General features: G+C 70.4%; 16 protein-coding genes. 12 read left to right on the top strand and 4 right to left on the bottom strand.

Translation table 11 applies throughout. From position 1 onward, the window contains the following. Positions 1–4 precede the first annotated feature (4 nt). The 3 genes from GR130_RS21450 to GR130_RS21440 all read left to right on the top strand — a co-directional run bounded on the left by GR130_RS21450 (position 5) and on the right by GR130_RS21440 (position 4,490). A complete protein-coding gene (locus tag GR130_RS21450; protein ID WP_159506196.1) occupies positions 5–2,566 on the top strand; it encodes an FAD-dependent monooxygenase in 2,562 nt (853 codons plus the stop codon). Between the two features lie 43 nt (positions 2,567–2,609). After that, positions 2,610–3,509, top strand: coding sequence for an SDR family oxidoreductase (locus GR130_RS21445; RefSeq protein WP_236573321.1), 900 nt, complete (start codon positions 2,610–2,612; stop codon positions 3,507–3,509). Between the two features lie 351 nt (positions 3,510–3,860). Further along, positions 3,861–4,490, top strand: a complete 630-nt coding sequence (locus tag GR130_RS21440; RefSeq protein WP_236573319.1) for a Pr6Pr family membrane protein — start codon at positions 3,861–3,863, stop codon at positions 4,488–4,490. A gap of 329 nt (positions 4,491–4,819) precedes the next feature. On the opposite strand, the gene GR130_RS21435 is transcribed toward GR130_RS21440, so the two are convergent. From GR130_RS21435 to GR130_RS21425, 3 genes are all read right to left on the bottom strand, one after another. Continuing rightward, positions 4,820–5,377 (bottom strand): hypothetical protein, encoded by a 558-nt coding sequence (locus tag GR130_RS21435; protein ID WP_159506194.1) that lies wholly within the window; start codon positions 5,375–5,377, stop codon positions 4,820–4,822. 571 nt (positions 5,378–5,948) lie between these two features. Then, entirely contained in the window at positions 5,949–6,254 is a 306-nt protein-coding gene (locus GR130_RS21430; RefSeq protein ID WP_159506193.1) for a hypothetical protein, read from the bottom strand. Between the two features lie 643 nt (positions 6,255–6,897). Then, positions 6,898–7,596 (bottom strand): SDR family NAD(P)-dependent oxidoreductase, encoded by a 699-nt coding sequence (locus tag GR130_RS21425; protein WP_236573317.1) that lies wholly within the window; start codon positions 7,594–7,596, stop codon positions 6,898–6,900. Between the two features lie 82 nt (positions 7,597–7,678). Here GR130_RS21425 and GR130_RS21420 point away from each other — a divergent pair, with 82 nt between their 5' ends. The 9 genes from GR130_RS21420 to GR130_RS21380 all read left to right on the top strand — a co-directional run bounded on the left by GR130_RS21420 (position 7,679) and on the right by GR130_RS21380 (position 18,965). Next, complete coding sequence (locus GR130_RS21420; protein WP_236573315.1) at positions 7,679–8,224, top strand: MarR family winged helix-turn-helix transcriptional regulator; 546 nt, start codon at positions 7,679–7,681, stop codon at positions 8,222–8,224. A gap of 298 nt (positions 8,225–8,522) precedes the next feature. Continuing rightward, positions 8,523–8,669: a hypothetical protein gene (locus tag GR130_RS21415; protein WP_159506191.1), complete on the top strand. Its 147-nt coding sequence runs from the start codon at positions 8,523–8,525 to the stop codon at positions 8,667–8,669. Positions 8,670–8,919: 250 nt separating this feature from the next. Further along, the gene (locus GR130_RS21410) at positions 8,920–9,438 is read left to right on the top strand and encodes a CGNR zinc finger domain-containing protein (protein ID WP_159506190.1); all 519 of its coding nucleotides are present in this window, start codon (positions 8,920–8,922) and stop codon (positions 9,436–9,438) included. A gap of 626 nt (positions 9,439–10,064) precedes the next feature. Continuing rightward, complete coding sequence (locus GR130_RS21405) at positions 10,065–11,444, top strand: M64 family metallopeptidase (RefSeq protein ID WP_236573309.1); 1,380 nt, start codon at positions 10,065–10,067, stop codon at positions 11,442–11,444. A 307-nt stretch (positions 11,445–11,751) separates the two neighbouring features. Continuing rightward, positions 11,752–13,467, top strand: coding sequence for a sensor histidine kinase (locus GR130_RS21400; protein ID WP_159506189.1), 1,716 nt, complete (start codon positions 11,752–11,754; stop codon positions 13,465–13,467). Beyond that, a complete protein-coding gene (locus GR130_RS21395) occupies positions 13,460–14,146 on the top strand; it encodes a response regulator (RefSeq protein ID WP_159506188.1) in 687 nt (228 codons plus the stop codon). Before GR130_RS21400 ends, GR130_RS21395 begins: the two co-directional genes overlap by 8 nt. 230 nt (positions 14,147–14,376) lie before the next feature. Further along, positions 14,377–15,156, top strand: a complete 780-nt coding sequence (locus GR130_RS21390) for an ABC transporter ATP-binding protein (RefSeq protein ID WP_159506187.1) — start codon at positions 14,377–14,379, stop codon at positions 15,154–15,156. A gap of 78 nt (positions 15,157–15,234) precedes the next feature. Beyond that, entirely contained in the window at positions 15,235–17,823 is a 2,589-nt protein-coding gene (locus tag GR130_RS21385; protein ID WP_159506186.1) for an ABC transporter permease, read from the top strand. Positions 17,824–18,071: 248 nt separating this feature from the next. Continuing rightward, positions 18,072–18,965, top strand: a complete 894-nt coding sequence (locus tag GR130_RS21380; RefSeq protein ID WP_159506185.1) for a hypothetical protein — start codon at positions 18,072–18,074, stop codon at positions 18,963–18,965. A gap of 92 nt (positions 18,966–19,057) precedes the next feature. On the opposite strand, the gene GR130_RS21375 is transcribed toward GR130_RS21380, so the two are convergent. Then, a complete protein-coding gene (locus GR130_RS21375) occupies positions 19,058–20,377 on the bottom strand; it encodes an MFS transporter (protein WP_159506184.1) in 1,320 nt (439 codons plus the stop codon). Positions 20,378–20,423 lie beyond the last annotated feature (46 nt).

Here is a 20,423-nt window from a genome sequence, read left to right as displayed (position 1 = left end):
CGCCATGTCAAGCAATCGACCCTTGAAGGCAATCGTCGTCGGAGCCGGAATCGGCGGACTGACCTGCGCCCTCGCCCTCCGCAAGGTCGGCATCGACGTGACGGTGTACGAGCGCGCCACCGAGCTGCGGACCGCAGGCTCCGGCCTGTCGGTCATGAGCAACGCCGTCACCGCACTCGCCACCCTGGACATCGACCTCGGCCTGGACAAGCGCGGCCAGGTCGTGGAGTCCTTCACGATCATGGACCACCGCGGCCGACAGATCAGGGACCTGCCCTTCAAGGAAGTCTGCCGGCAGCTCGGCGCGCCCAGCGTCTGCCTGAGCCGCGCCGACCTCCAAGAGGCCCTGCTGGACGCCGTCGCGGACTGCCCGATCCACCTGGGCGCCACCGCGACCGACTTCGACACCGACGCCACCGGTGTCCACGTCCGCTTCGAGGACGGACGTTCGGCACACGGCGACCTGCTGATCGGTGCCGACGGGTTCCACTCGGCCGTGCGCAGCCGACTCGTCGGGCCGGAGGACTCCGCGGACAGCGGTTACGTCTGCTGGCTCGGCATCGTCCCGATCCGCCTCCCCGGCATCGCCCCCGGAAGCGTGCGCCACTACTGGGGCAGCGGGCAGCGCTTCGGCCTCGTCGACATCGGCCACGGCCGCTTCTACTGGTGGGGCACCAAGAACATGCCGGCCGCCCGCTCGCACGCCTGGGACGGCACCAAGGACGAGATCGCCCGGGCCTACGCAGGCTGGGCCGACGAGGTGCGGGCGGTGATCGACGCCACCCCGCCCGCGGACATCCTCGCCGTGCCCTCCCGCGACCGCGCCTTCCTGGAACGGTGGGGAGAAGGACCGGTCACCCTGCTCGGCGACGCCGCGCACCCCATGCTGACCACCCTGGGCCAGGGCTCGGCCATGGCGATCGAGGACGCAGTGGTCCTGGCGCACACCCTGGCCGAGCCCGGGGCGCGCGACGACCTGCCGCTCGCCCTGCGGACATACGAAGACCGGCGCCGTGACCGGACCCGGGCCATGGTCGCCGCATCCCGGTCCATGAGCGACCTCGAACAGGCCGACACCCCCGAACGGATACAGGCCCGCGACGACCACTTCCGGCTGACGCCCCGACAGGAACTCGCCCGCCAGAACGCACAAGCCCTCACCTTCCCGGGCGTCCCCGAACCCCAGCCCCGGATCCGGCGCAACCTCAGCCCCCTGGAACGCTGGTACTGGATCGCGGACCGCACCACACCACTCAACGGTGTCATCCGGACCCGGCTCCACGGCCGCCTGGACATGTCGCTGCTGCGCCAAGCCCTGGACGTCCTCCAGTCCCGGCACCCCTTGCTGCGCACCGCGATCAGCAGCGACGAGAACGGAGCGGCCCCCAGGTTCCGCCCGGTGGGCGGGCGGCCGATCCCGCTGCGGCACATCCGGGTGCCGGCCACCGACCCCGAGGCCGACACGCGATGGGAGCACGAGGTCGACGAGCACGAACTCGCCGAGGGCGTCGACTGGCACGCCGGGCCGCTGCTACGGGCCGTGGTGATCACACAGGAGAGCGCCCAGCGCGAACAGGACGTCCACGACCTGCTGCTCACCGCGACGCACTGCATAGCCGACGGCAAGACGGGACTGTCCCTGCTCCGGCAGTGGATCGACATCGCCGCCGAACTCACCCGCGGTGAGCAGCCGTCACGTACCTCGCGCAGGGCGCTGCCCGCGGCGGAGGACCTGCTCCCGGACGAGCACCGGGGCGAGGCGGGTGCTGCCGGTCTCACCGCCCTGCTGGCGCGCGACGAGGAGGAAGCCGCCCGGCTGCGGCCGCGCCGTCTCCTCCCCAGCAGTCCGGTCCCCTTCCACCAGCGGCGTACCCGGATGGTGCACCGGTCCCTGGCCGCCGGAGAAGTGGAGCTGCTCGTCGGCGCCTGCACCCGGCACGGGGCCACGGTGCACGGAGCACTCGCCGCCGCCATGGTGACCGCCGTCGCCCAGGAGGCGGGCACGTCGGACCCCGCCCACTTCGCGATCGGCTCCCCGCTCGACTTCCGCGCCGAACTGGACCCCGCCGTCTCCTCCGACGAGGCCGGCACCTACGCGGCCACCCTTCCCTCCCGCGTCCTGTACCAGCCCGGTGCACCGCTGTGGCCCATGGCCCGTGCCATCAGCCAGGACCTGGCACACCGCCGGGCGCGCGGGGAACACCTGTCCCTGGTCAACCTGCTGGACCGAGCGGGGCCCACCACGCCCGCCGACGCCGGGACGTTCATGCGCCACCTGGACGAACAGGGGCCGCTCAACCTGTGCCTTTCCAACCTCGGCCGTTCCGACGTCCCTGACCGGATAGGCCCCTGGCGCCTTTCCGGTACCCAGCTCGTCGCGGGCATCTCGGTAACCGGGGCAGTCGTGGCCACCGCCCTCACCAGCCACGGCCACCTCGCCTGGAACTTCAGCTACGTCGAGGGCATCGTGCCGGCCCCACGCGCCCGCCACCTCGCCGACGCGTCCGTACGCACCCTGCTGACCGCCGTCTCGGCCGCTTCCGACGCCTCCCCGGCCACCGGCTGACCGGCCGCTGCCCCCCGTACCCACCACCCACAGGAGCTCCTCCTTGTTCAACCGCCGACCCACACCCCTGCCACCTGCCGGACGTGCCGTCGTCATCACCGGCGCCTCCACCGGACTCGGACAGGAATGCGCGCTCCAACTGGCGCGGCGCGGCTTCCGCGTCTTCGCCGGAGTGCGCGCGGCGGCGGACGGTGAGCGGCTGCGCGCCGCGGCTCACCCCGCGCGGCTGCGGCCGGTCCTGATGGACGTGACAGACGAGGAATCCCTCCGGGCCGCGGCCGCCGAGGTCGCCGGCATCATGGGGGAGCAGGGCGTGTGGGGGCTGCTCAACAACGCCGGTACCTGTCTCGCGGCGCCGCTGGAGTGCGTGCCGCCCGAGCGGCTCCGGCAGCAGCTGGACACCAACGTCGTCGGAACGGTAGCCACCACCCAGGCATTCCTGCCGCAGCTACGCCGGAGCCGGGGGCGGATCGTCACCGTCTCCTCGGGCCTCGGCAGCCTGGCGGTCCCCTACCTCGGCGCCTATGCGGCAGGGCAGTTCGCGAAGGAGGGGATGAGTGACGTGCTCCGCCGCGAGCTGCGGCCCTTCGGCGTCTCCGTCTCCGTTGTGAAGCCGGGCGCCATCGCGACCCCGATCTGGGACAAGGTGCGGCAGGCCGGTGAGGAGGCGCTCGACGGGACCGCCGCCGATATCGCCGACCAGTACCGGGCGCCGTTCGAACGGTTCCTGCGGCGGAACGAGGAACGGGCGCGGTCCAGCACCACGCGCCCGGAGGACTTCGCACGCGCCGTCTTCCGGGCGCTGACCGCCCACCGCCCGCAGACCCGCTACTGCGTCGGCCCGGACGCGCGGGCGGCCGCCGTGCTGTCGAGGCTGCTCCCGGACACCGTCCTGGACCGCGGCCTCGGCGCGGCCACCGGCGATCAGCGGCGGAGTGCCTGACACGGATGCGGGGACGGGCCGGAGCGGCCCGTGGCTTCCCAAGCGGGCTGCTGGGGCTCGTCGTTGTGCACGATGATGTCGGCGTGATCGGTCGGGCGGACCGTGGCGAAGTGGCACCGTTGGGAGGAGCGGTAGCCAGTTCCGGCAGTCAGGGGAGCTCGCCTCAGAGCCGGGCCGTACGGTGGACTAATGCCTGATCCGACACCCCCCACCAACTCCACCACTTTCGCTGCTTCCACGGAGTCCACGACGCCGTGTGGCCGGCCGGCCGCAGCGGCCACTCTCACACTTTCCTCCAGAAGCCGCCGCCCCGTCGCGGCGGCTTTCCGTGCGCTCGCGGCCCTGACCGCGGTGACCGGCATCGTCCTGGACACGATCGCCTCCCACGACCCGGGCCGGCTCTTCAGTTACTTCACGATCCAGTCCAACATCCTGCTGGCCGTCGTCTTCGCCTGGTCCGCCCACCGCTCCTGGACCGGGCGTCCCGCCCTCTCCCCGCGGATCACCGGCGCAGCGCTGCTCTACATCTGCATCACAGGGCTCGTCTTCCACTTCGTACTGTCGAACGACTCCAGTGGCTTCTCCATGACCAGCCACCGAACCCCCCTCGAAACGGTCGCCAGCCAACTCCTCCACACCGCGACACCCCTCGCCGCCGTCCTCGACTGGCTCGTCCTCACCGCCCCCGGCGCCTTCCTGCTCCGCTACGCCTGGCAGTGGCTCGCCTACCCCTTCCTCTACCTTCCCTTCGCCCTCATCCGCGGCGCCCTCCTCGCCACCGGCACCAACGGCCGCTACCCGTACCCCTTCCTCGACGTCGACCTCCACGGCTATGCCGGCATCGCCACCAACGCCCTCGTCTTCGGCCTGGCCTTCTACGTCCTGGCCCTCGCGCTCGTTCTCCTCGACCGCATACGCCCCCACCTTCGCGGCCCCCGGCGCCAGAATTCGTCGACGGGCGCAGGTCCGCTGGATGCCTGACGTCAAGGACGTGGGCATCACACATGTCATGAGCGGGGGAGCCCGAGGAGTGAGACGTCAGCAGTTCCCTTGAGGCGTGATCCCGAGTCGGCTGCCCCTCGGTCGACTTGGGACTTCGGGGTGCGCGCACCCCGGTCGGCCGGAGGGGAGCGGACGGCCACCGCTCGGCATGACGGCTCCACCGGCATGGTGGCGGGGCGCGGTTGCCAAGAGGTTGGCGAAACGCTGGTGTGAGTGTCCAGGCGTGTGCCGAGGATGTCCGACGTCGCCGGCGGCACCGCCCTGTGAGGCGGGACCTGCCGGCGTCCGTACGGTCTGACTCGCCTGGCTCAGGGGTGCCAGATCTCCTTGATGCTGTTGATTTTGCCCTCGGAGTCCAGGGTGATGTCGTAGATGTTCCCGGAGCAGCTGTAGGGCGCCTTCACGGTGCTGGAGTTCGTCATGCAGTCACCGGCATGCACCCACAGCTCGCCGACCGGAACTGACTTCGTGCTGCCGGACCCGGTGGCCAGTGCCGCCTTGACGTCCCGGGCGAAGAGGTAGTACTTGGCCTTGCCCTGTCCGTGGTAGATCCAGTCGTTGGGCGTGCAGACCGGCTTGGCGTCCTTGGCCGACAAGGAGCCCTTCGTCGGGGGCACGGCGGGCTCGACCATCTTGTGCCCGGCCGGCAGCTTCGGCGGCGTCCCGCAGTCACCGGGGCCTTCGGCTTGGTTCGTGGCCTTGTCGCTCGGGGCCGACGGGGCCGGCTTGTTCGACGGCCGGGCCGAGGCGCTGGAGCCGCCGGAGCCGTCGCCGTAGGGGCCGTCCTCCGGGCCGCAGGCGGAGAGGCTGCCGCCGAGGGCGGCAACGAGAGCAAGTGTGATGGTGAGCCGCTGAGTTGGCTTCATGTCGAAAGGTCCCCCGTGGAGTGATGAATGACGTGATCATGATGGATCGGGAGAGTTCTACACCAGGGAGCCGTGCGCGAGCCAATCGCAGTGCCGGCGCCCGCCTGCTGGCCCTGTTCGGTCGGTACCTCGACGAGCACCACGGCCTCCCGTGGCTGCCCGTGCCACCGGCGGGGCGGGCGCCTGCCGACACCTCGTGCATCTCGCCCGGGCCCACCGTGACCTCGACACAGCCGACGGCCGGTTCCCCTGTGCCGTCGAGCACGCGCAGTACCTCGCCGTGGGCCTCGCACTCAGGGGGGAGTTCGCCGTTGCGGAGTACTTCGACGGTGGCGTTCACATGCCGGTCAGCGGGTGGGAGTTCCAGGCACTCGGCAATAGCCGACCTGCCGTGACATGGAAATGTGGGCGACCGATTCGGCAAAGCTTCATGTTCCGCTGCTCTGCCGTGATGCCGCCGCTCGGTCGCTGATCAGTGCGGCGAGTACAGGGTGCAGGTCTCGCCGGACAGCGGACGCAGGGGACGCGACAGGCAGTCGGAGTGGTAGCGCCGCGTGGGGAGGCATGACGGTCAGCGTCGGTCGTCGACTGTCCAGCCGTCGCCGAGTTCCCGCCGCAGCGTTTCCAGTGCAGCGTCCGCCTGCTGGTCGAACAGCCTCTCCTGCTCCCTGGTCCACGGAGACGGGTCGGGTGGGTAGTCCCAGTCGATGGACGACTGGTACTGCTCACACAGCCTTGTCAGTTCGGCCCGGGTAGTCGGGCTGATCGGCAGTCGTTTCAGCTCGCAGGGGTAGCCGTACGGACTGTCCACGCTGTGAGGCCACAGTGGGGTGTCCGTGACGCCGGCTTCGAAGAAGAACCGCAGGTGATAGGGCATGGTGCACCCTCTCACGACATCGCCTGACACCCCAGGGGATCTCCGTCGATGCGCCGTGGCCTGGTGCCCACCTTGGGGTGGGCGGGTCGCTGGTAGGGCCGGCGGGCGGCGAGGACTCCGCCCACGTCGTGGCGGGGGGCGTCGATGCTTCGAGCCCGGCGGACGGCCGGGTCCGGGCCGGGGTGAGCCGCTCGGGCGGGCCGGCCTCTCCCAGGGGTGACGCAGGTCCCTCACGAGGGGCTGGGCGAGCTGGAGTTGGATGTGGGCGGCGATCACGAGACAGGTCCATCGATCTGTGGCCTCGGGCTGCGGAGCCTGGGGGCGGTCCAGCCCGGGATCTCGACGGGCAGGCCGGCCAACAGATGGGCCAGGCGCGGGGTGTTGTAGCCGGCGTCGAAGAAGACGTAGATGCCGGCGTCGCCGTCCTTCCGTTGCCCGCCCGTTGCGGGGTCCTCGACGACGCGGCGGACCTGGCGGGCAGCGACCTCGGTGACGTCGTGCTCGGGACCGAGCCGGCGGTCTTGGGGCAGGTGAATCTCGCGCTCTGCTCAGCACGAAGGACCACGCCAAGACCGCCGTCGGCGTACCTCGAACCACCTGGTGAGTGAACCGGTTCGGGGCGCTGTTCGGAGTGCGGCAAGACTCACCGCGTGGTGAAGGCACCTCCGTTGACATGGATGGTCTGGCCTGTGATGTGCCGGGCTCCCGGAGAGGCGAGGAAGCACGCCGTCCGGGCGATGTCGTCGACCGCTCCCGGACGCTTGTTGTGGGTCTCTTCCACGAGTGCCCGGTGGCGCTCTTCGGGCAGCTGGCCCCCGAAGAAATTGGTGTCGGCGACGAAGCCCGCCGAGATCACGTTGCAGGTGACGCCCTTGGGTGCGAGTTCGGCAGACAGGGACGCGTTCCAGGCAGCCAGAGCGGCTTTTGCCGCACCGTACGAGCCGCCACGGCGTTCGGCACCGATCGAGCCGATGCTGATGACGCAGCTGCTGCTGCTGAGCTTGTCCTGGACCGCGACGGTGGTCAGCACCGCGGTGAGAAGATTCTGGGCCAAACTGCTCTGCCACTGGGTCAGTTGCGCTTCCAGCGTCGACGGGTCACCCGATGCGGGCGCGGGCAGCCCGCCGGCGGCATTGACCAGGACGTCCACAGTGTCCAGCCGGGCGGCGAGCGCCCCAACCTGCTCGGTTGAGGTGGCATCGCAGACGACGCCGTGAGCCTTGATCTCTTTGGCGGTCTGTTCGACGGTGTTGGGGTTTCGTCCGGTGATGAAGACCTCTGCCTGGTCGGCGGCGAACCGTTGGGCAATCGCGCGGCCGATGCCGCTGGTGCCACCGGTCACGAGCACAGTGCGAGTCAAGCGTCCTCCTGCTCTCTACTATGTTTAGACCTAAACGTAGCTGATGATGACGGGGATCCACACCATGACCAACATCAAGACAGGGTCGGAGGACCCCGAGTCCCGTCCTTCCGCCTCCGACATCGCCACCGCCTGGCAGCGGGAACGACCGGGAACCCCCACAGCATCAATCGAGATCGTCACGCCTGTCTGGTGGCTGGCAAAGCTCTTCACCGACGACCGAAATCGCGCCCTCCGAGAGGCTGGGATCGATGCGGCCACCCTCGATCTGCTGTCAGTCATCCGCCGCTCCGGCCCGCCCTACACCCTCAGCACCCGTGAGATCGCCCGGCGGACGTTGGTGACTGCCGGCGCGATCTCACAGCGCGTTGCCCGTGCGGAACGAGACGGCCTCGTCCGACGAACCCCCGGACCCATGGGCAGCCGCACCGTCCTGGTGGAGCTGACAGCCGGAGGCCACGCACTCATCGAGCGATCCGTTGACACCGTCCTTGGCCGCGAGGCCACACTCGTCAATGGCCTCTCCGAGCACGAGCGCCGGGTGCTGATCGCGCTCCTGGACAAACTGATGGCCGACGTCCGGCAACGCACCACCCGTGAAGAGGGCTGATCATCCCGGTTCTCCCTCCAGGGCAGACCGCAAAGAACAAGCTCGGAAGCTGTTTCCGATCCCGGCTTCTCGTCCACCTGACCGCCTGCGCTTGCAGTGTGGTCGGCAGGGCTGACAGAACCGCTCCGGCGACCGGATGGAGAGTCCAACGTGTCACCCGTCCGGCCTAACGTGCCTCGCAGGTGCCGCGGATGGGTGGCACGGTGGTGCTGTTCTCGCGTACGACCGAGCCGAGGAGGAGTCATGGGCCGCAGAGACTGGGCCTGAGGTCCCTCTGCCCGACCAGGGCAGGAAGCTCATGCGGATCGAGGTTCAGGTGTCCAACCACATCGACCTCACCTTGACGGTCGCCCTGCGTCTCTCCCGCAGGGCCACCATCTGGCTCGGCACTCTTGTCGCGAGTGTTGGCGGCAGCGGGGTGGGTTGGCTGATCCTGCGCCGCTGAGGTTGAGCCCCCGTTGACGGCCCCTGGGCATTGCCCAGGGGCCGCTTCGCGGCCGGCGCGCTCACCGGCCTCACATCACCCCCGCATTGAGGTTGTCGGCCGTGCTGGGGAGTGCCACCGTCACCGATCGTCGAGTGGACGAGCGGCATGGACGTGCCCAGACGGGTGGCCATCGAGGGCAGCCGCTTCCGCATGACCGGGGTTCCTTCCCGAGGGGGGCCGTTTCGATCAAGGGTGCTGTAATAGCGTTATGCAGCAAAACCCTTACGGGGAGGATCCCGTGCGGTTCATGGTCCAGCTCGCGGCCAGGCCACCGCGCACTCCCGAGGAATTCGCCGAGCGCAGCCTGGCGGCGGGCATGGCCATCGACCGCCCGGTGGGTGCGAGGGACCTGGCGGAGATCCTGGAGTTCATCCCGCGCTGGCTGGCCGTGGCCGACGCCGACACGCACGAGGAACGAGCCACCCTGGTCAACGCGTTGCTGGCCTCCTCCGCCGCCCACCCGCGCGTGACCGACCACGCCGACGGGGGCTGGCACATCCACTACCGCGACGACGGCCTCGGCCTGGGCGCCGTGGTCCGGGCGGTGGTCAGCGTGGGCACGGCTCTGCACCTGACCGGGCGCGGCATGGACCGCCTCGGTCGCTGCGCACTGGCCGAATGCGACCGCGTATACGGCGACTTCACCCGGGGCGGACGGCAGCGATACTGCTCCCACGCCTGCGCCAACCGCGATGCGGTGCGGCGGCATCGGGCTCGACGCGGGTAGGGAGCCAGAACCCTTTGGTGGATCTTGGTCAGTGCATCGGAGGCCCGCTTGCCGGTCCCAGTCCCGTAGGTGGCCGGGGGACTGCTGTGCGCGTTGCTCTCACAGGATCGTGCCGCCGCCCTGGCCGGCATCGCCAACGCGCAATCGGTTGCCCTGCCCAGGAGTGACGACGACCTGGAGGTCGGGTTGCGCGTGGCCCCCTGTCGGCCGCCAGATTCGACAGGAGACAGTCTCAACTCGCCGCATTCTGCGCATGGTTGTTCACTGTGTGACGCTACTGGGGTTGTCGCTCGACGGCCTTTGCGGCCCTCCCGGCGCGGTGTGAAATTTCATAGGCCGGCTCGCTCCTCGACGAACCGGCGGCCGGTTGGCGCTCCATTCCAGCCTTGTGTTTTCACACCGGGTTCGCGGATTCACTTCTCGTGCTCCTTCGCGGCAACCACGTCGAGGGACGCGACGTTCCATGCGATCGTTTCCCGACGTCCCGGTTCGCCGGGGTCTGTGCGCCGCCGATGCGGAAGCGCAGGCAACTCGTCTGACGTCTGGTCAACATCGTTCAACTTACCTTTCTTCGGGAGGACTTCGTGCACAGAACCTTCCGCCGTTTCCGACGGATATCAGCCTGCGTGGGGGCTTGCGCTCTCGCCATCGCGGGCTTTGCCATGGGACCGGCCGCGGCCACCGCCCCCGACCCCCACGTCCGCGTGGAAGTCCCCGGCCCCGCAGGCGGCCCGGCTGGAGCCGGCTACCGCGACGTCCCGCGCAGTTTCTCCCATACTTCGGGGGCTGCCCTGACGGGACCTGCCCGCGCCGCCGACGGCCAGGTCACCAAGGTGATCGACAACGGCGACACCAAGGACCGCCTCGACGTCGTCGTCATCGGTGACGGATACACCGTCGACCAACTGGACCAGTTCCACACCGACCTCAAGGAGAAGTGGAACGAATTCCTCAATGTCGAGCCGTACGGCACGTACCAGAAGCTCTTCAACGTCTGGTCCGTCGACGCCGTCTCCGCGGAAAGCGGGGTGAGCGGCGACCCGGGCAAGGACGTCTCCCGCAACACCGCGCTCGGCGCGCATTTCTGGTGCGACGGCGTTGAGCGGCTGCTCTGCATCGACCAGCAGAAGGTCGACGCCTACGTCGCCAAGGCCCCGCAAGCCGACCTGGTGCTGGTGCTCGCCAACAGCACCAAGTACGGCGGCGCCGGATACAACGAGGCCAGTCCGACACTGGGCTACGAGGGCATCTCCACCGCCTCCGCGCACGGCAAGAACGCCGACCAGGTCGCCATCCACGAGACCGGCCACTCCCTCGGCAAGCTCGCCGACGAATACTCCTACCCCGGCGTACCGGGATACGAGCAGTACACCGGGCCCGAGATGCCGCAGCCCAACTCGTCCATCCTGAACGCTGATGCCATGGCCGCCGGCCGCACCAAGTGGTTCCGATGGCTGGGTGCGGCGTCACCGGACGGCGGGGCGGTCGGGACCTACGAGGGCGGCAACTTCTACGTCAAAGGGCTGTACCGCCCCACCGAGGACTCCCTCATGCGCAGCCTTGGCAAGCCCTTCAACCTGCCTGGCCGCGAAGCCATGATCGCCGGGTTCTACCGGCACGCTTCCCCCGCCGCCCCGGCTGACCGTACGCAGAGATGGAGCAGCACGGCACGCCTCTCCCTGCCCCGGGCGAATGACGTGGCTCACGGCAAGGTCGCGGTGCGCTGGTATCTCGACGGGCGCGAGCTGCGCCGCTACCGTGACCATGACCGCGTGGCGGTGCGCGAACTCGGGCTCGGCCGCGGCACCCACCGGCTGACGGCCACGGTCACCGATGCCACCTCAGCGGTGCGTGACCCCGTGATCCGCGCCTCGCTGACCGGCTCGACCAGCTGGACCGTGCGACGCGGCAGCGGATCCGCCTCCATTCCGGACCTCACAGCCCGGGCCGAAGCGAAGCCGGATGCCGCGCCGTCGCCTGGCGCCCGCAAGGACACCACCGGGTGAGACCAGTGGCGAATCCGAACAGGGCGCCGTGCGAAAGAGACGGGGGCACGTGAGACGGGACGGCATCGACCAGCAGGCCGTGTAGGCCAACGTGGGCGCTGAGGGCTGCCTCGGAATCGACCGATTGCGAGGCGACCTCCGGCAACCAGTGCGGCACCACGGGCGCCCGGCGCCCGGGACAGCGCTCGGTCGGCGGCAGGAGCCGCACCGCCGTGAACCACCGGTGGAGGGCTCTGCCTGTCGATAGAGGCGGGGTCGTCCGTAAGGCGCAGGAGATCGCCGTACGAAGCCGCCGATAATCGACGCCATGACGTCCAGCGCACCACCGGCTGCCGCGAGTCGCCTGGCCCGCAGTCCCTTCGCGGGGCCCGACGAGCGGGGGCGGCAGCTATGGCGGGCGGGGGGTGAGGCGGTTCTGGCCGTGGTGGTGGTGCTGCTCACCTACCTGGGCGAGTCGGGTATCGAGGCCAGGCTGGTGGGCCGGGTACCGGCTCTGGCAGCGGTCGGCATCGCGTTGGTGCTGGTGCGGCGCCGATTTCCGGTGGTCGGTGTGGCCGGGCTTGCGGCGCTGATGGGGGTGGCGCCCGCGGTGGCGTTGCTGACCGCGGTGGCGGCCTATACCGCGGCCCGGCAGCGGGAGACGCCGCGGCGGCGGGTGGGGCTGCTGCTCGGGGCGGCCGGAGTGGCGATGGTGACGTGTGCGGTGTCCGCGCCCGTGCTGGAGGTGGGCAGTTGGGTGTTCGGCCTGGCGCTGGGCGCGGTGCTCGCGGTGACCACGGTCGTGGTGCCCGGGCTGGTGGGCACCGCCGCGGGACAGCAGGACCGGCTGTTGCGGGCGTTGCGGGAGCGTACGGCCGCCGCGGAGGAGGCGCGGCGACTGGCGGAGAGCGAGGCGCGGGTGCGCGAGCGGACGCGGATCGCCGCGGAGATGCACGATCTGGTCGGGCACCGGCTGAGCGTGGTCGCGCTGCACTCGGACGGGCTGGAGCTGGCGCTGCGCAAGGAGGCGCCCGGGCTGCGGGACGAGGCCGCCGTGGTGGGCCGGGCCGCCCGTGAGGCGATGCGGGAGCTGCGGGAGGTGCTGGGGGTCCTGGGCCCGCTGGCGCAGGACACCGGCACTGATGCGCTGACGGACGCGACGGGTACGCGCGGGGACATCGAGGCGCTGGTCGAGGAGTCCCGCGGCGCGGGCATCCCTGTTGAGCTGTCCTGGGAGGGGCCCGATCTCGATGCGCGGCCGGCCAGGGTGCGGCGGGCGGTGCACCGCGTGGTGCGCGAGGCGCTGACCAATGTCCACCGGTACGCGGTCGGGGCCCATGTGACCGTCTCCGTCCGCCACGCAGGCGAGCGGGTGGAGGTGCGGGTGCGCAACGGCGTGCCGCCCGTGGCGCATACCGCGGTGACCGGGCTGGGCACCGGACGCGGGCTGATCGGGCTGCGGGAGCGGGTGGCGCTGCTCGGCGGTTATCTGGAGGCGGGGCGGACGCCCGGTGGCGGCTTCGCCGTGACCGCCGGCATCCCCGCCGAGCCCGGGCCCGGTGCGGAGCCGCCGGCGGCCGAGCCGTACGAGGAGGGGCCGGGCGCCGCTGTCGAGGAGCCCGGCCGCGGCCTCTCCGCCTTCCAACGGCGCCTGGGCGGTGCCGTCATCGGGCTGGTCGGCCTGGCGGGGGTGGGTGTGATGATGCTGTTCGGGCTCGTTCTGGTGCACGGTGCGCAGTTCGGTGCCCAGTATCGGAGCGACGAAGAGCCACGGGTGGGTATGTCGCGGGAGCGGGTCGAGCGGGCCGTGTCCTTCGACTCCGATACGGTGCGCGCGGCCGCCGCCGGGCGTGAGCCGGCGCGGCCGGTGTCCGCCACGGACTGCCTGTATCCGTACGTGGAGAAGAGGGCCGAGGACGGGCGGCTGGGTATCGTCCGCTACTGCTTCCGGGCCGACACGCTGATCGCGATCGACCGGTTCACGGTTCCGATGGTCACGGAGAAGGTGACCGAACCGCCGCATGGGAGAAGGACACATGACTGACCAGGCCAACTCCGTGTACTCCGGGGCGGGTTCCGCGATCCGGGTGCTGCTCGCCGATGACGAGGAGATGATCCGGCACGGTATCCGGCTGATCCTCCGGCACACCGACGGCATCGACGTGGTGGGCGAGGCGGTCAACGGTGCCGAGACGGTCCGGCTCGCCGCCGAGCACCGGCCCGATGTGGTCCTCCTCGACATCCGTATGCCCGTCCTCGACGGGCTGGCGGCCATCGAACCGCTGATCGCGCTCGACCCCAGGCCGCAGGTCGTCATGCTCACCACCTTCGGCGACGAGGAGAACGTCACCCGGGCGCTACGGGCGGGTGCCACCGGCTTCCTGCTGAAGGACGAGGGGGCGCAGGAGCTGATCCGCGCGGTCCGGGCGGCGGCCGCGGGGGATGCGGTGCTCTCGCCGGGCGTTACCGGGACGGTGATCCGGCGGATGCTGAGCGGCGGCGGGACCGCTGCCCCGGAGGGCCGGGTGGCGGGGCTGACCGGCAGGGAGCGGGAAGTGCTGGTCATGCTGGGGGAGGGGATCTCGAACCCGGAGATCGGCAGGCGGCTCGGCATCGGGGTGGGGACGGTCAAGAGCCACGTCCGGTCGATCCTGGAGAAGACGGGCTGCGGCAGCCGGGTGCAGGCCGGGCTGCTGGCGCACCAGGCCGGGCTCATGGGCTGAAGCATCCTGCCGGGGCCGCCTGCTTGCCTTCGGGAGGGCAGGCGGCCCTGTCCGTTGGCAGAGGGGCAGCGCCTGTCTGTTGGTAGAGGGGGCGTGGTCCGTGAGGGCGACGCGGCAGCGGCGGGTCCACCCTGTTGGCAGGCGGCGTATTCGCGACCTGAGGGCGACGGATTCGAGGGTGCGTCGCGGCCACGATGGTCGGGAGTTTCGCCCCCCTTCCAGGAGCACTTATGCCGCCGCATGCCACTGCCACCGCCCGCCTCCGCGCCCCCTCCGCCGCCGCCCGTGCGACGGGGCTGACCAAGGTCTACGGCGAGGGTGAGACCCGCGTCGTGGCCCTCGACTCGGTGACGGTTGAGTTCGGGCGCGGCCGGTTCACCGCGATCATGGGCCCGTCCGGCTCGGGCAAGTCGACGCTGATGCACTGCATGGCGGGGCTCGACGCCATCTCCGGCGGGTCTGCTCGGATCGGTGACACCGAGCTGTCCGGGCTGAAGGACCGTCAACTCACCAGGCTGCGGCGGGAGAAGATCGGCTTCGTCTTCCAGTCCTTCAACCTGCTGCCCACGCTGGATGCCCTGGAGAACATCACGCTGCCGCTGGATATCGCCGGCCGTAAGCCCGACCAGGAGTGGTTGGAGCTGATCGTGGGGACGCTGGGCCTGGCCGAGCGGTTGCGGCACCGTCCGTCGCAGCTGTCCGGTGGTCAGCAGCAGAGGGTTGCCGTGGCCCGTGCGCTGGCCGGGCGTCCGGAGATCATCTTCGCGGACGAGCCGACCGGCAACCTCGACTCCCGTTCCGGCGCGGAGGTCCTGGGCTTCCTGCGGGATTCCGTACGGGAGCTGGGGCAGACGGTGGTGATGGTCACCCACGATCCGGTCGCCGCCTCCTCCGCGGACCGGGTGGTCTTCCTCACCGACGGACGTGTCACCGACGAGCTGTCCGCCCCCACCGCCGAGGCCGTGCTGGACCGTATGCGGCTCTTCGACGCCAAGGGACGGACGAGCTGACGCGGCCCGCAACCGCCCCCGGCCCCGCACTCCGCACCCGCGCTCTGCCACTTCGCACCCAGGACTGAACCGACCACCATGCTGCGTACCGCCCTGCGCAACGTCCTTGCGCACAAAGCCCGATTGATCATGACCGCGCTCGCGGTCCTGCTCGGCGTCGCCTTCGTCTCCGGCACCCTCGTCTTCGCCGACACCACCGCGAACGCCTTCCGCAACGCCTCGGCCCAGAGCCTCAAGGGCGTGGCCGTCTCCGTGCGCACGGATGAGGCCACCACCGGTCCCGATATGGCAGGCGGCGCGCCCGGTAAGGCCACCGGCGCCCTCGACACCGCGCTGGCGCGGAAGATCCGCCGACTGCCCGGCGTCGACTCGGTGCGCCCCACCGTCCACGGCCAGGCCACTCTGGCCGGTAAGGACGGCCGCCCGGTCAACGCCGACACCGATGGGCGGAACCTGGCCACCAACTACCTGCCGGGCAAGGACGGCAAGGACCGCCACTTCCCGCTGAAGGAAGGGCGCGGCCCCGCCGCCGAGGGCGAGTTGGCGCTGGACGCACAGACCGCCGCGAAGGCCGGCTACCGCATCGGCGACACCGTCCGCCTCGCCACCGACGGCCCCGCCCTGACCAAGAAACTGGTCGGCATCGTCTCCACCGACGACCCCCAGGTCACCGCTGGGGGTACCCTCACCCTCTTCGACACCCGAACCGCGCAGGAACTGTTCCACCACCCTGGACAGTTCGACGAGATCGCGGTCGCGGCCAACCCCGGTACCGACGAGCACGCGCTGACCGAACAGGTGCGGGCGCTGCTCCCCAGGGAGGGCGCCAGGGCCACCAGCGGGGCCCGACTGGCCGCCGAACAGTCCGCCCAGATCGCCGAGAACACCGGATACCTCACCAAGACGCTGCTGGTCTTCGCCGGCATCGCGCTGTTCGTCGGCGTGTTCCTCATCGCCAACACCTTCACCATGCTCATCGCCCAGCGCAGCCGGGAGATCGCGCTGCTGCGGGCCGTGGGCGCCGCACGCCGCCAGGTGGTCCGCTCTGTCCTCATCGAGGCGGGTCTGCTCGGCCTCGTAGCCTCCGCCGGCGGATTCGCGCTCGGCATCGGCATCGCCACCGCCATGCGCCCACTGCTCAACACCACCGGCGCCGGGCTGCCCGACGGCCCGCTGGTCATCACGCCGGCGGCCCCGCTGGCCTCGCTCGCGGTCGGCGTCGTCATCACCGTTCTGGCGGCCTGGCTGCCGTCCCGCAAGGCCGCGAGGATCGCCCCCGTGACGGCGCTCAGCAGCGTCGACCAGGCTCCGCCCGCCCGCGCCCTGAGGACCCGCAACGTGCTCGGCATCCTGCTCACCGGGGCCGGGACGCTGGTGATGCTGTACGTCTCCACGCTCCGGAACAGCAAGGAGCCGAACCTGATGGCCGCGATGCTCGGCGGCGTACTGACCCTCGGCGGCGTGATCGTGCTGGCCCCGCTGCTCTCCCGGCCACTGATCACGCTGGCCGGGAAGGCCACCACCCGCTTCTTCGGCGTCACCGGCAAGCTGGCCAAGGAGAACGCCCTGCGCAACCCGCGCCGCACCGCCGCCACCGCATCCGCCCTGATGATCGGTCTCGCGCTGATCACGGGTCTGACCGTCGGCGCCCACTCCGCCCAGCACGCCATGGCCAAAGAGGCCACCCAGGGCCTGACCGCCGACTACAAGGTCAACTACAGCACCGCCCGGGGGCTCGACGCGGACGCCGTCGGCAGGATCGCCCGGGTACCCGGGGTCGCCGCGGCCGCCCCCCTCACCGTGGCGCAGCTCGCCACTCACGGCCGGTCCGCCGTCATCACCGGCACGGATCCGAAGGCGTTCGGCAAGGTTGCACGGCTCGACTTCAGCGCCGGGTCGCTGCACGACATCGCCCCCGGCCGGATCGCGGTCTCCGAGGGGTTCGCCAAGCGGGCCGGGTTGAGCGTCGGCGCCACCCTCGACGCCGAGATGGGGGGCGGGCCGGCCGGCGGCAAGGCCGCGAAGCGGAAGCTGACGGTCGTCGGCATCTACGCCACGACCCGCACCGTCGACGACGCCCTGGGCACGCGCGCCGACGTGCTCCCGTACTCCGTGACGAAGCAGTTCGACAACCTGCTGGTCACGGCCGAGCCCGGCAAGGCCGCCGGTCTTGAGCGCACGATCCGCGCCGCGCTCGGCGACAGCCCGCTGCTGAAGGTCCGAACGCAGGAGCAACTGGTCAAGGACAGCAACGAGTCGGTCACCACGGTGCTCAGCATGCTGTACGGGCTGCTCGGCATGGCCGTCGTCATCGCGATCCTCGGCGTCGTCAACACCCTGGCCATGTCCGTCGTCGAACGCACCCGCGAGATCGGGATGCTGCGCACCATCGGCCTCGACCGCTCCGGCATCCGGCAGATGGTCCGGCTGGAGTCGGTGGTCATCTCACTGTTCGGCGCGGTCCTCGGGATCGCTACGGGCATCTTCCTGGCCTGGGCCGCAGGTGGACTGACCACGACCTCGATGCACGCATACGAGACGGCCCTGCCGTGGGACAGGCTGGGCACCTTCCTGGTGCTGGCGCTGGTGATCGGCGTCCTGGCAGCCATCTGGCCGGCTCGCCGAGCCGCCCGCCTGAACATGCTGCGGTCGATCCAGGCGAGTTGAGCCCTTCAGCCCGGGGACGCACCCCGCCCGTGCGCCTGGTGGCCGGGGGACCGGCCTCGGCGCACGCCCTCACCACCCTCACAAGCCATCTGAAGAGCGGCGCGGCCGATCGTCGGCCGACGCCCGAGAAGTTCCGAGCAAGTTCCCGACAGGTCAAGGAGATTCACGTGTCAACCACACCGTGCACCACCCCTGCTGGTCGAGGCCGACGGAGGAGTGCTCTGACAGCGGCCGCACTCGCCACCACCATGCTCACCGGCATATCGCTGGTCGGCTCGTCCACCCCTGCCCACGCCGAGGCCGGCAACACCTACTTCAAGACCGAACAGGAAGTCATCAACTTCCTCGGCCAGAGCGCGCCCCTGAACCAGAAGGAAGCCGTCAAGGGCTACCCCGTCAACGGTCTGGACTCGCAGCAGGTCAAGCTCGACGACGTCGAGAAGGTCTACCCGCACGACCAGGCGCTGAAGGACGTCCCGTCCAAGCTGGGCAGTGGATTCGCCCTCGCACGGTCCGCACCGACCGAGGGCGGTCCGTCCATCACCACCGAGGGTCCCGACATCCGCAAGAGCAGCAGCGACGACAAGGAGCCGTGGCTGGGCAACTGGGACGCCAAGTCGGTGTGCGGCCAGCCCAGTCACAACCCCGACGGCAAGCCGATGCCTTGCGGCTTCGTCGGCGTCCTCGACACGAAGTACCCCACCATGCAGACGTCGGCGGCGGTGATGGGCAAGGCGCAGTTCTCCTACAAGACCCAGGCCACGGTCGGCCAGGACACCAGCCAGACCAGTGGCTGGTCCGTCGGCGGCAAGGTCAGCTCGGAATTGACGACTCCCGGCGGGCCGGGCGGCGGCAAGGCCGGCACGGAGCTGAACTTCACCTACAGCGAGTCGACCACGACCACCAACAAGTGGACGACCATGACCGAGCAGAACAACACCTATGACGTCCCGGACGGCGTGTCCGGGTGGGTCGAGGGGCGCGCCAACGGCGGTAGGTACCTCGGGTACATCGTCTACAAGCTCGACTTCGTCGACGGCAGCGGCAAAGAGAAGCAGAAGCTGGTCCTCATCCCGGCCCGTGTCCTGATCCAGGCGCCCGGCAATTCGGTTCCGATGACGTTCGTCAAGCGTCGGGGATAGCAGGGGTCGGTGTCTCTCCCGGCTTCAGCCGGGAGAGACACCAGGTGGTCACCACTTGTAGGTCCACACCGAGTCGCCTTCGTACGCCCTTGTCAGCGGATGCCGCGGATGCGGGATCCGCTGACAAGGGCGGCGATGCTCAGGGCTGAGACGGCCAGCAGGTAGTAGCTCGGGGAGATCTGGGAGCCGGTCGCGGTGACCAGTGTCGCGGCGATGGTGGGGGTGAAGCCGCCGAAGAGGGCAGTGGTGGCGTTGTAACTGAACGCGAGCCCGGTGGCGCGGGCTTCGACGGGGAAGGCGTCGGACATCACCGACGGCAGCGCGCCGAAGTACGTCGCCTTCAGCAGGCCGAGGACCGTCATGCAGAGCACGAGGGACAGGAAGGACGGTGCCTTGGTGATCCAGAAGAACAGTGGGACGGCGCTCAGTCCGATCAGGGCCGCGGCGGGGACCATGATCCTGAGCCGGCCGAAGCGGTCGGCGAGCAGGCCGACCACCGGGGTGCCGAAGGTGAGGACGACGCCGGTGACGAGCAGGGCGGTGAAGGACAGCGACTTGTCCAGGCCGAGTTCCCTGATGGCGAAGGCGGGCATGTACTGAAGGGCGTAGTTGAGCGCGGTGGAGACCACCAGCGCTCCGCCGGCGATCAGCAGGCCGCCCCAGTGGTGGCGGAAGACCGAGCGGATCGGCGAAGGCGCCTTCCCGCCGTTCCGTGCCGCCGGTGTCCGCGCCATCGCGGGCGACTCCTCGACGTAGCGGCGTACGAGGTAGCCGACCGGGCCGACCAGCAGCCCGAAGGCGAACGGAACCCGCCAGCCCCAGGCCGTCATCTGGGCGTCGGACAGCGTCGTGGTCAGGGCCGCGGCGAACCCGGAGGCGATGAGGGTGGCGAGCCCCTGGCCGGCGAACTGGAAGCTGCCGAAGAAGCCCTTGCGCTGGTTGTTCTGCTCGACCAGGAAGGAGGTGGCGGCGCCGAACTCACCGCCGGCCGCGAAACCCTGGATGAGCCGGGCGAGCACGATGCCCAGCGGCGCGGCGACCCCGAGCGTCGGGTAGCCGGGCATGAACGCCATCAGCAGGGTGCCGAGGACCATCAGCCGGATCGACAGCATCAGCGCCTTCTTGCGCCCCTGTCGGTCGGCGTACGCGCCGAGCAGCAGGCCGCCGATCGGGCGGACCAGGTAGGTCACGCCGAACACCGCGTAGGTCTGGACGAGTTGGACGCCCGGGTCGGCATCGGGGAAGAAGTTCCTGCCGATGTACGTCGCCATCAGGGCGTACAGGGCGAGGTCGAAGAATTCGAGGGCGTTGCCGATGGTCGCCGCCGCTATCGCGCGCGTGGCCGACGGCCGTCTCGGGGGTGCGGCCGGGGATGTCCCCGGCCGGGCGGGGTGCGGGGAGACTCCGGTCATGGCGGATCCTTCCGGCGTGCGCTCGGCTGCGTCGTCAGGCCGAACG

This window comes from Streptomyces sp. GS7 (assembly GCF_009834125.1).
Lineage (GTDB): Bacteria > Actinomycetota > Actinomycetes > Streptomycetales > Streptomycetaceae > Streptomyces.
The sequence above is the reverse complement of the archived record's forward strand: the minus strand, read 5'-3'. Positions and strand labels throughout refer to the sequence as shown.

Bases quoted from the DNA above. Each gene is read 5' to 3' on its own strand.
- GR130_RS21450 (WP_159506196.1), top strand. From the start codon at position 5: ATGTCAAGCAATCGACCCTTGAAGGCAATCGTCGTCGGAGCCGGAATC.
- GR130_RS21435 (WP_159506194.1), bottom strand. From the start codon at position 5,377: ATGAAGCCAACTCAGCGGCTCACCATCACACTTGCTCTCGTTGCCGCC.
- GR130_RS21430 (WP_159506193.1), bottom strand. From the start codon at position 6,254: ATGCCCTATCACCTGCGGTTCTTCTTCGAAGCCGGCGTCACGGACACC.
- GR130_RS21420 (WP_236573315.1), top strand. From the start codon at position 7,679: ATGACCAACATCAAGACAGGGTCGGAGGACCCCGAGTCCCGTCCTTCC.
- GR130_RS21415 (WP_159506191.1), top strand. From the start codon at position 8,523: ATGCGGATCGAGGTTCAGGTGTCCAACCACATCGACCTCACCTTGACG.
- GR130_RS21410 (WP_159506190.1), top strand. From the start codon at position 8,920: ATGCAGCAAAACCCTTACGGGGAGGATCCCGTGCGGTTCATGGTCCAG.
- GR130_RS21400 (WP_159506189.1), top strand. From the start codon at position 11,752: ATGACGTCCAGCGCACCACCGGCTGCCGCGAGTCGCCTGGCCCGCAGT.
- GR130_RS21395 (WP_159506188.1), top strand. From the start codon at position 13,460: ATGACTGACCAGGCCAACTCCGTGTACTCCGGGGCGGGTTCCGCGATC.
- GR130_RS21390 (WP_159506187.1), top strand. From the start codon at position 14,377: ATGCCGCCGCATGCCACTGCCACCGCCCGCCTCCGCGCCCCCTCCGCC.
- GR130_RS21385 (WP_159506186.1), top strand. From the start codon at position 15,235: ATGCTGCGTACCGCCCTGCGCAACGTCCTTGCGCACAAAGCCCGATTG.
- GR130_RS21380 (WP_159506185.1), top strand. From the start codon at position 18,072: ATGCTCACCGGCATATCGCTGGTCGGCTCGTCCACCCCTGCCCACGCC.
- GR130_RS21375 (WP_159506184.1), bottom strand. From the start codon at position 20,377: ATGACCGGAGTCTCCCCGCACCCCGCCCGGCCGGGGACATCCCCGGCC.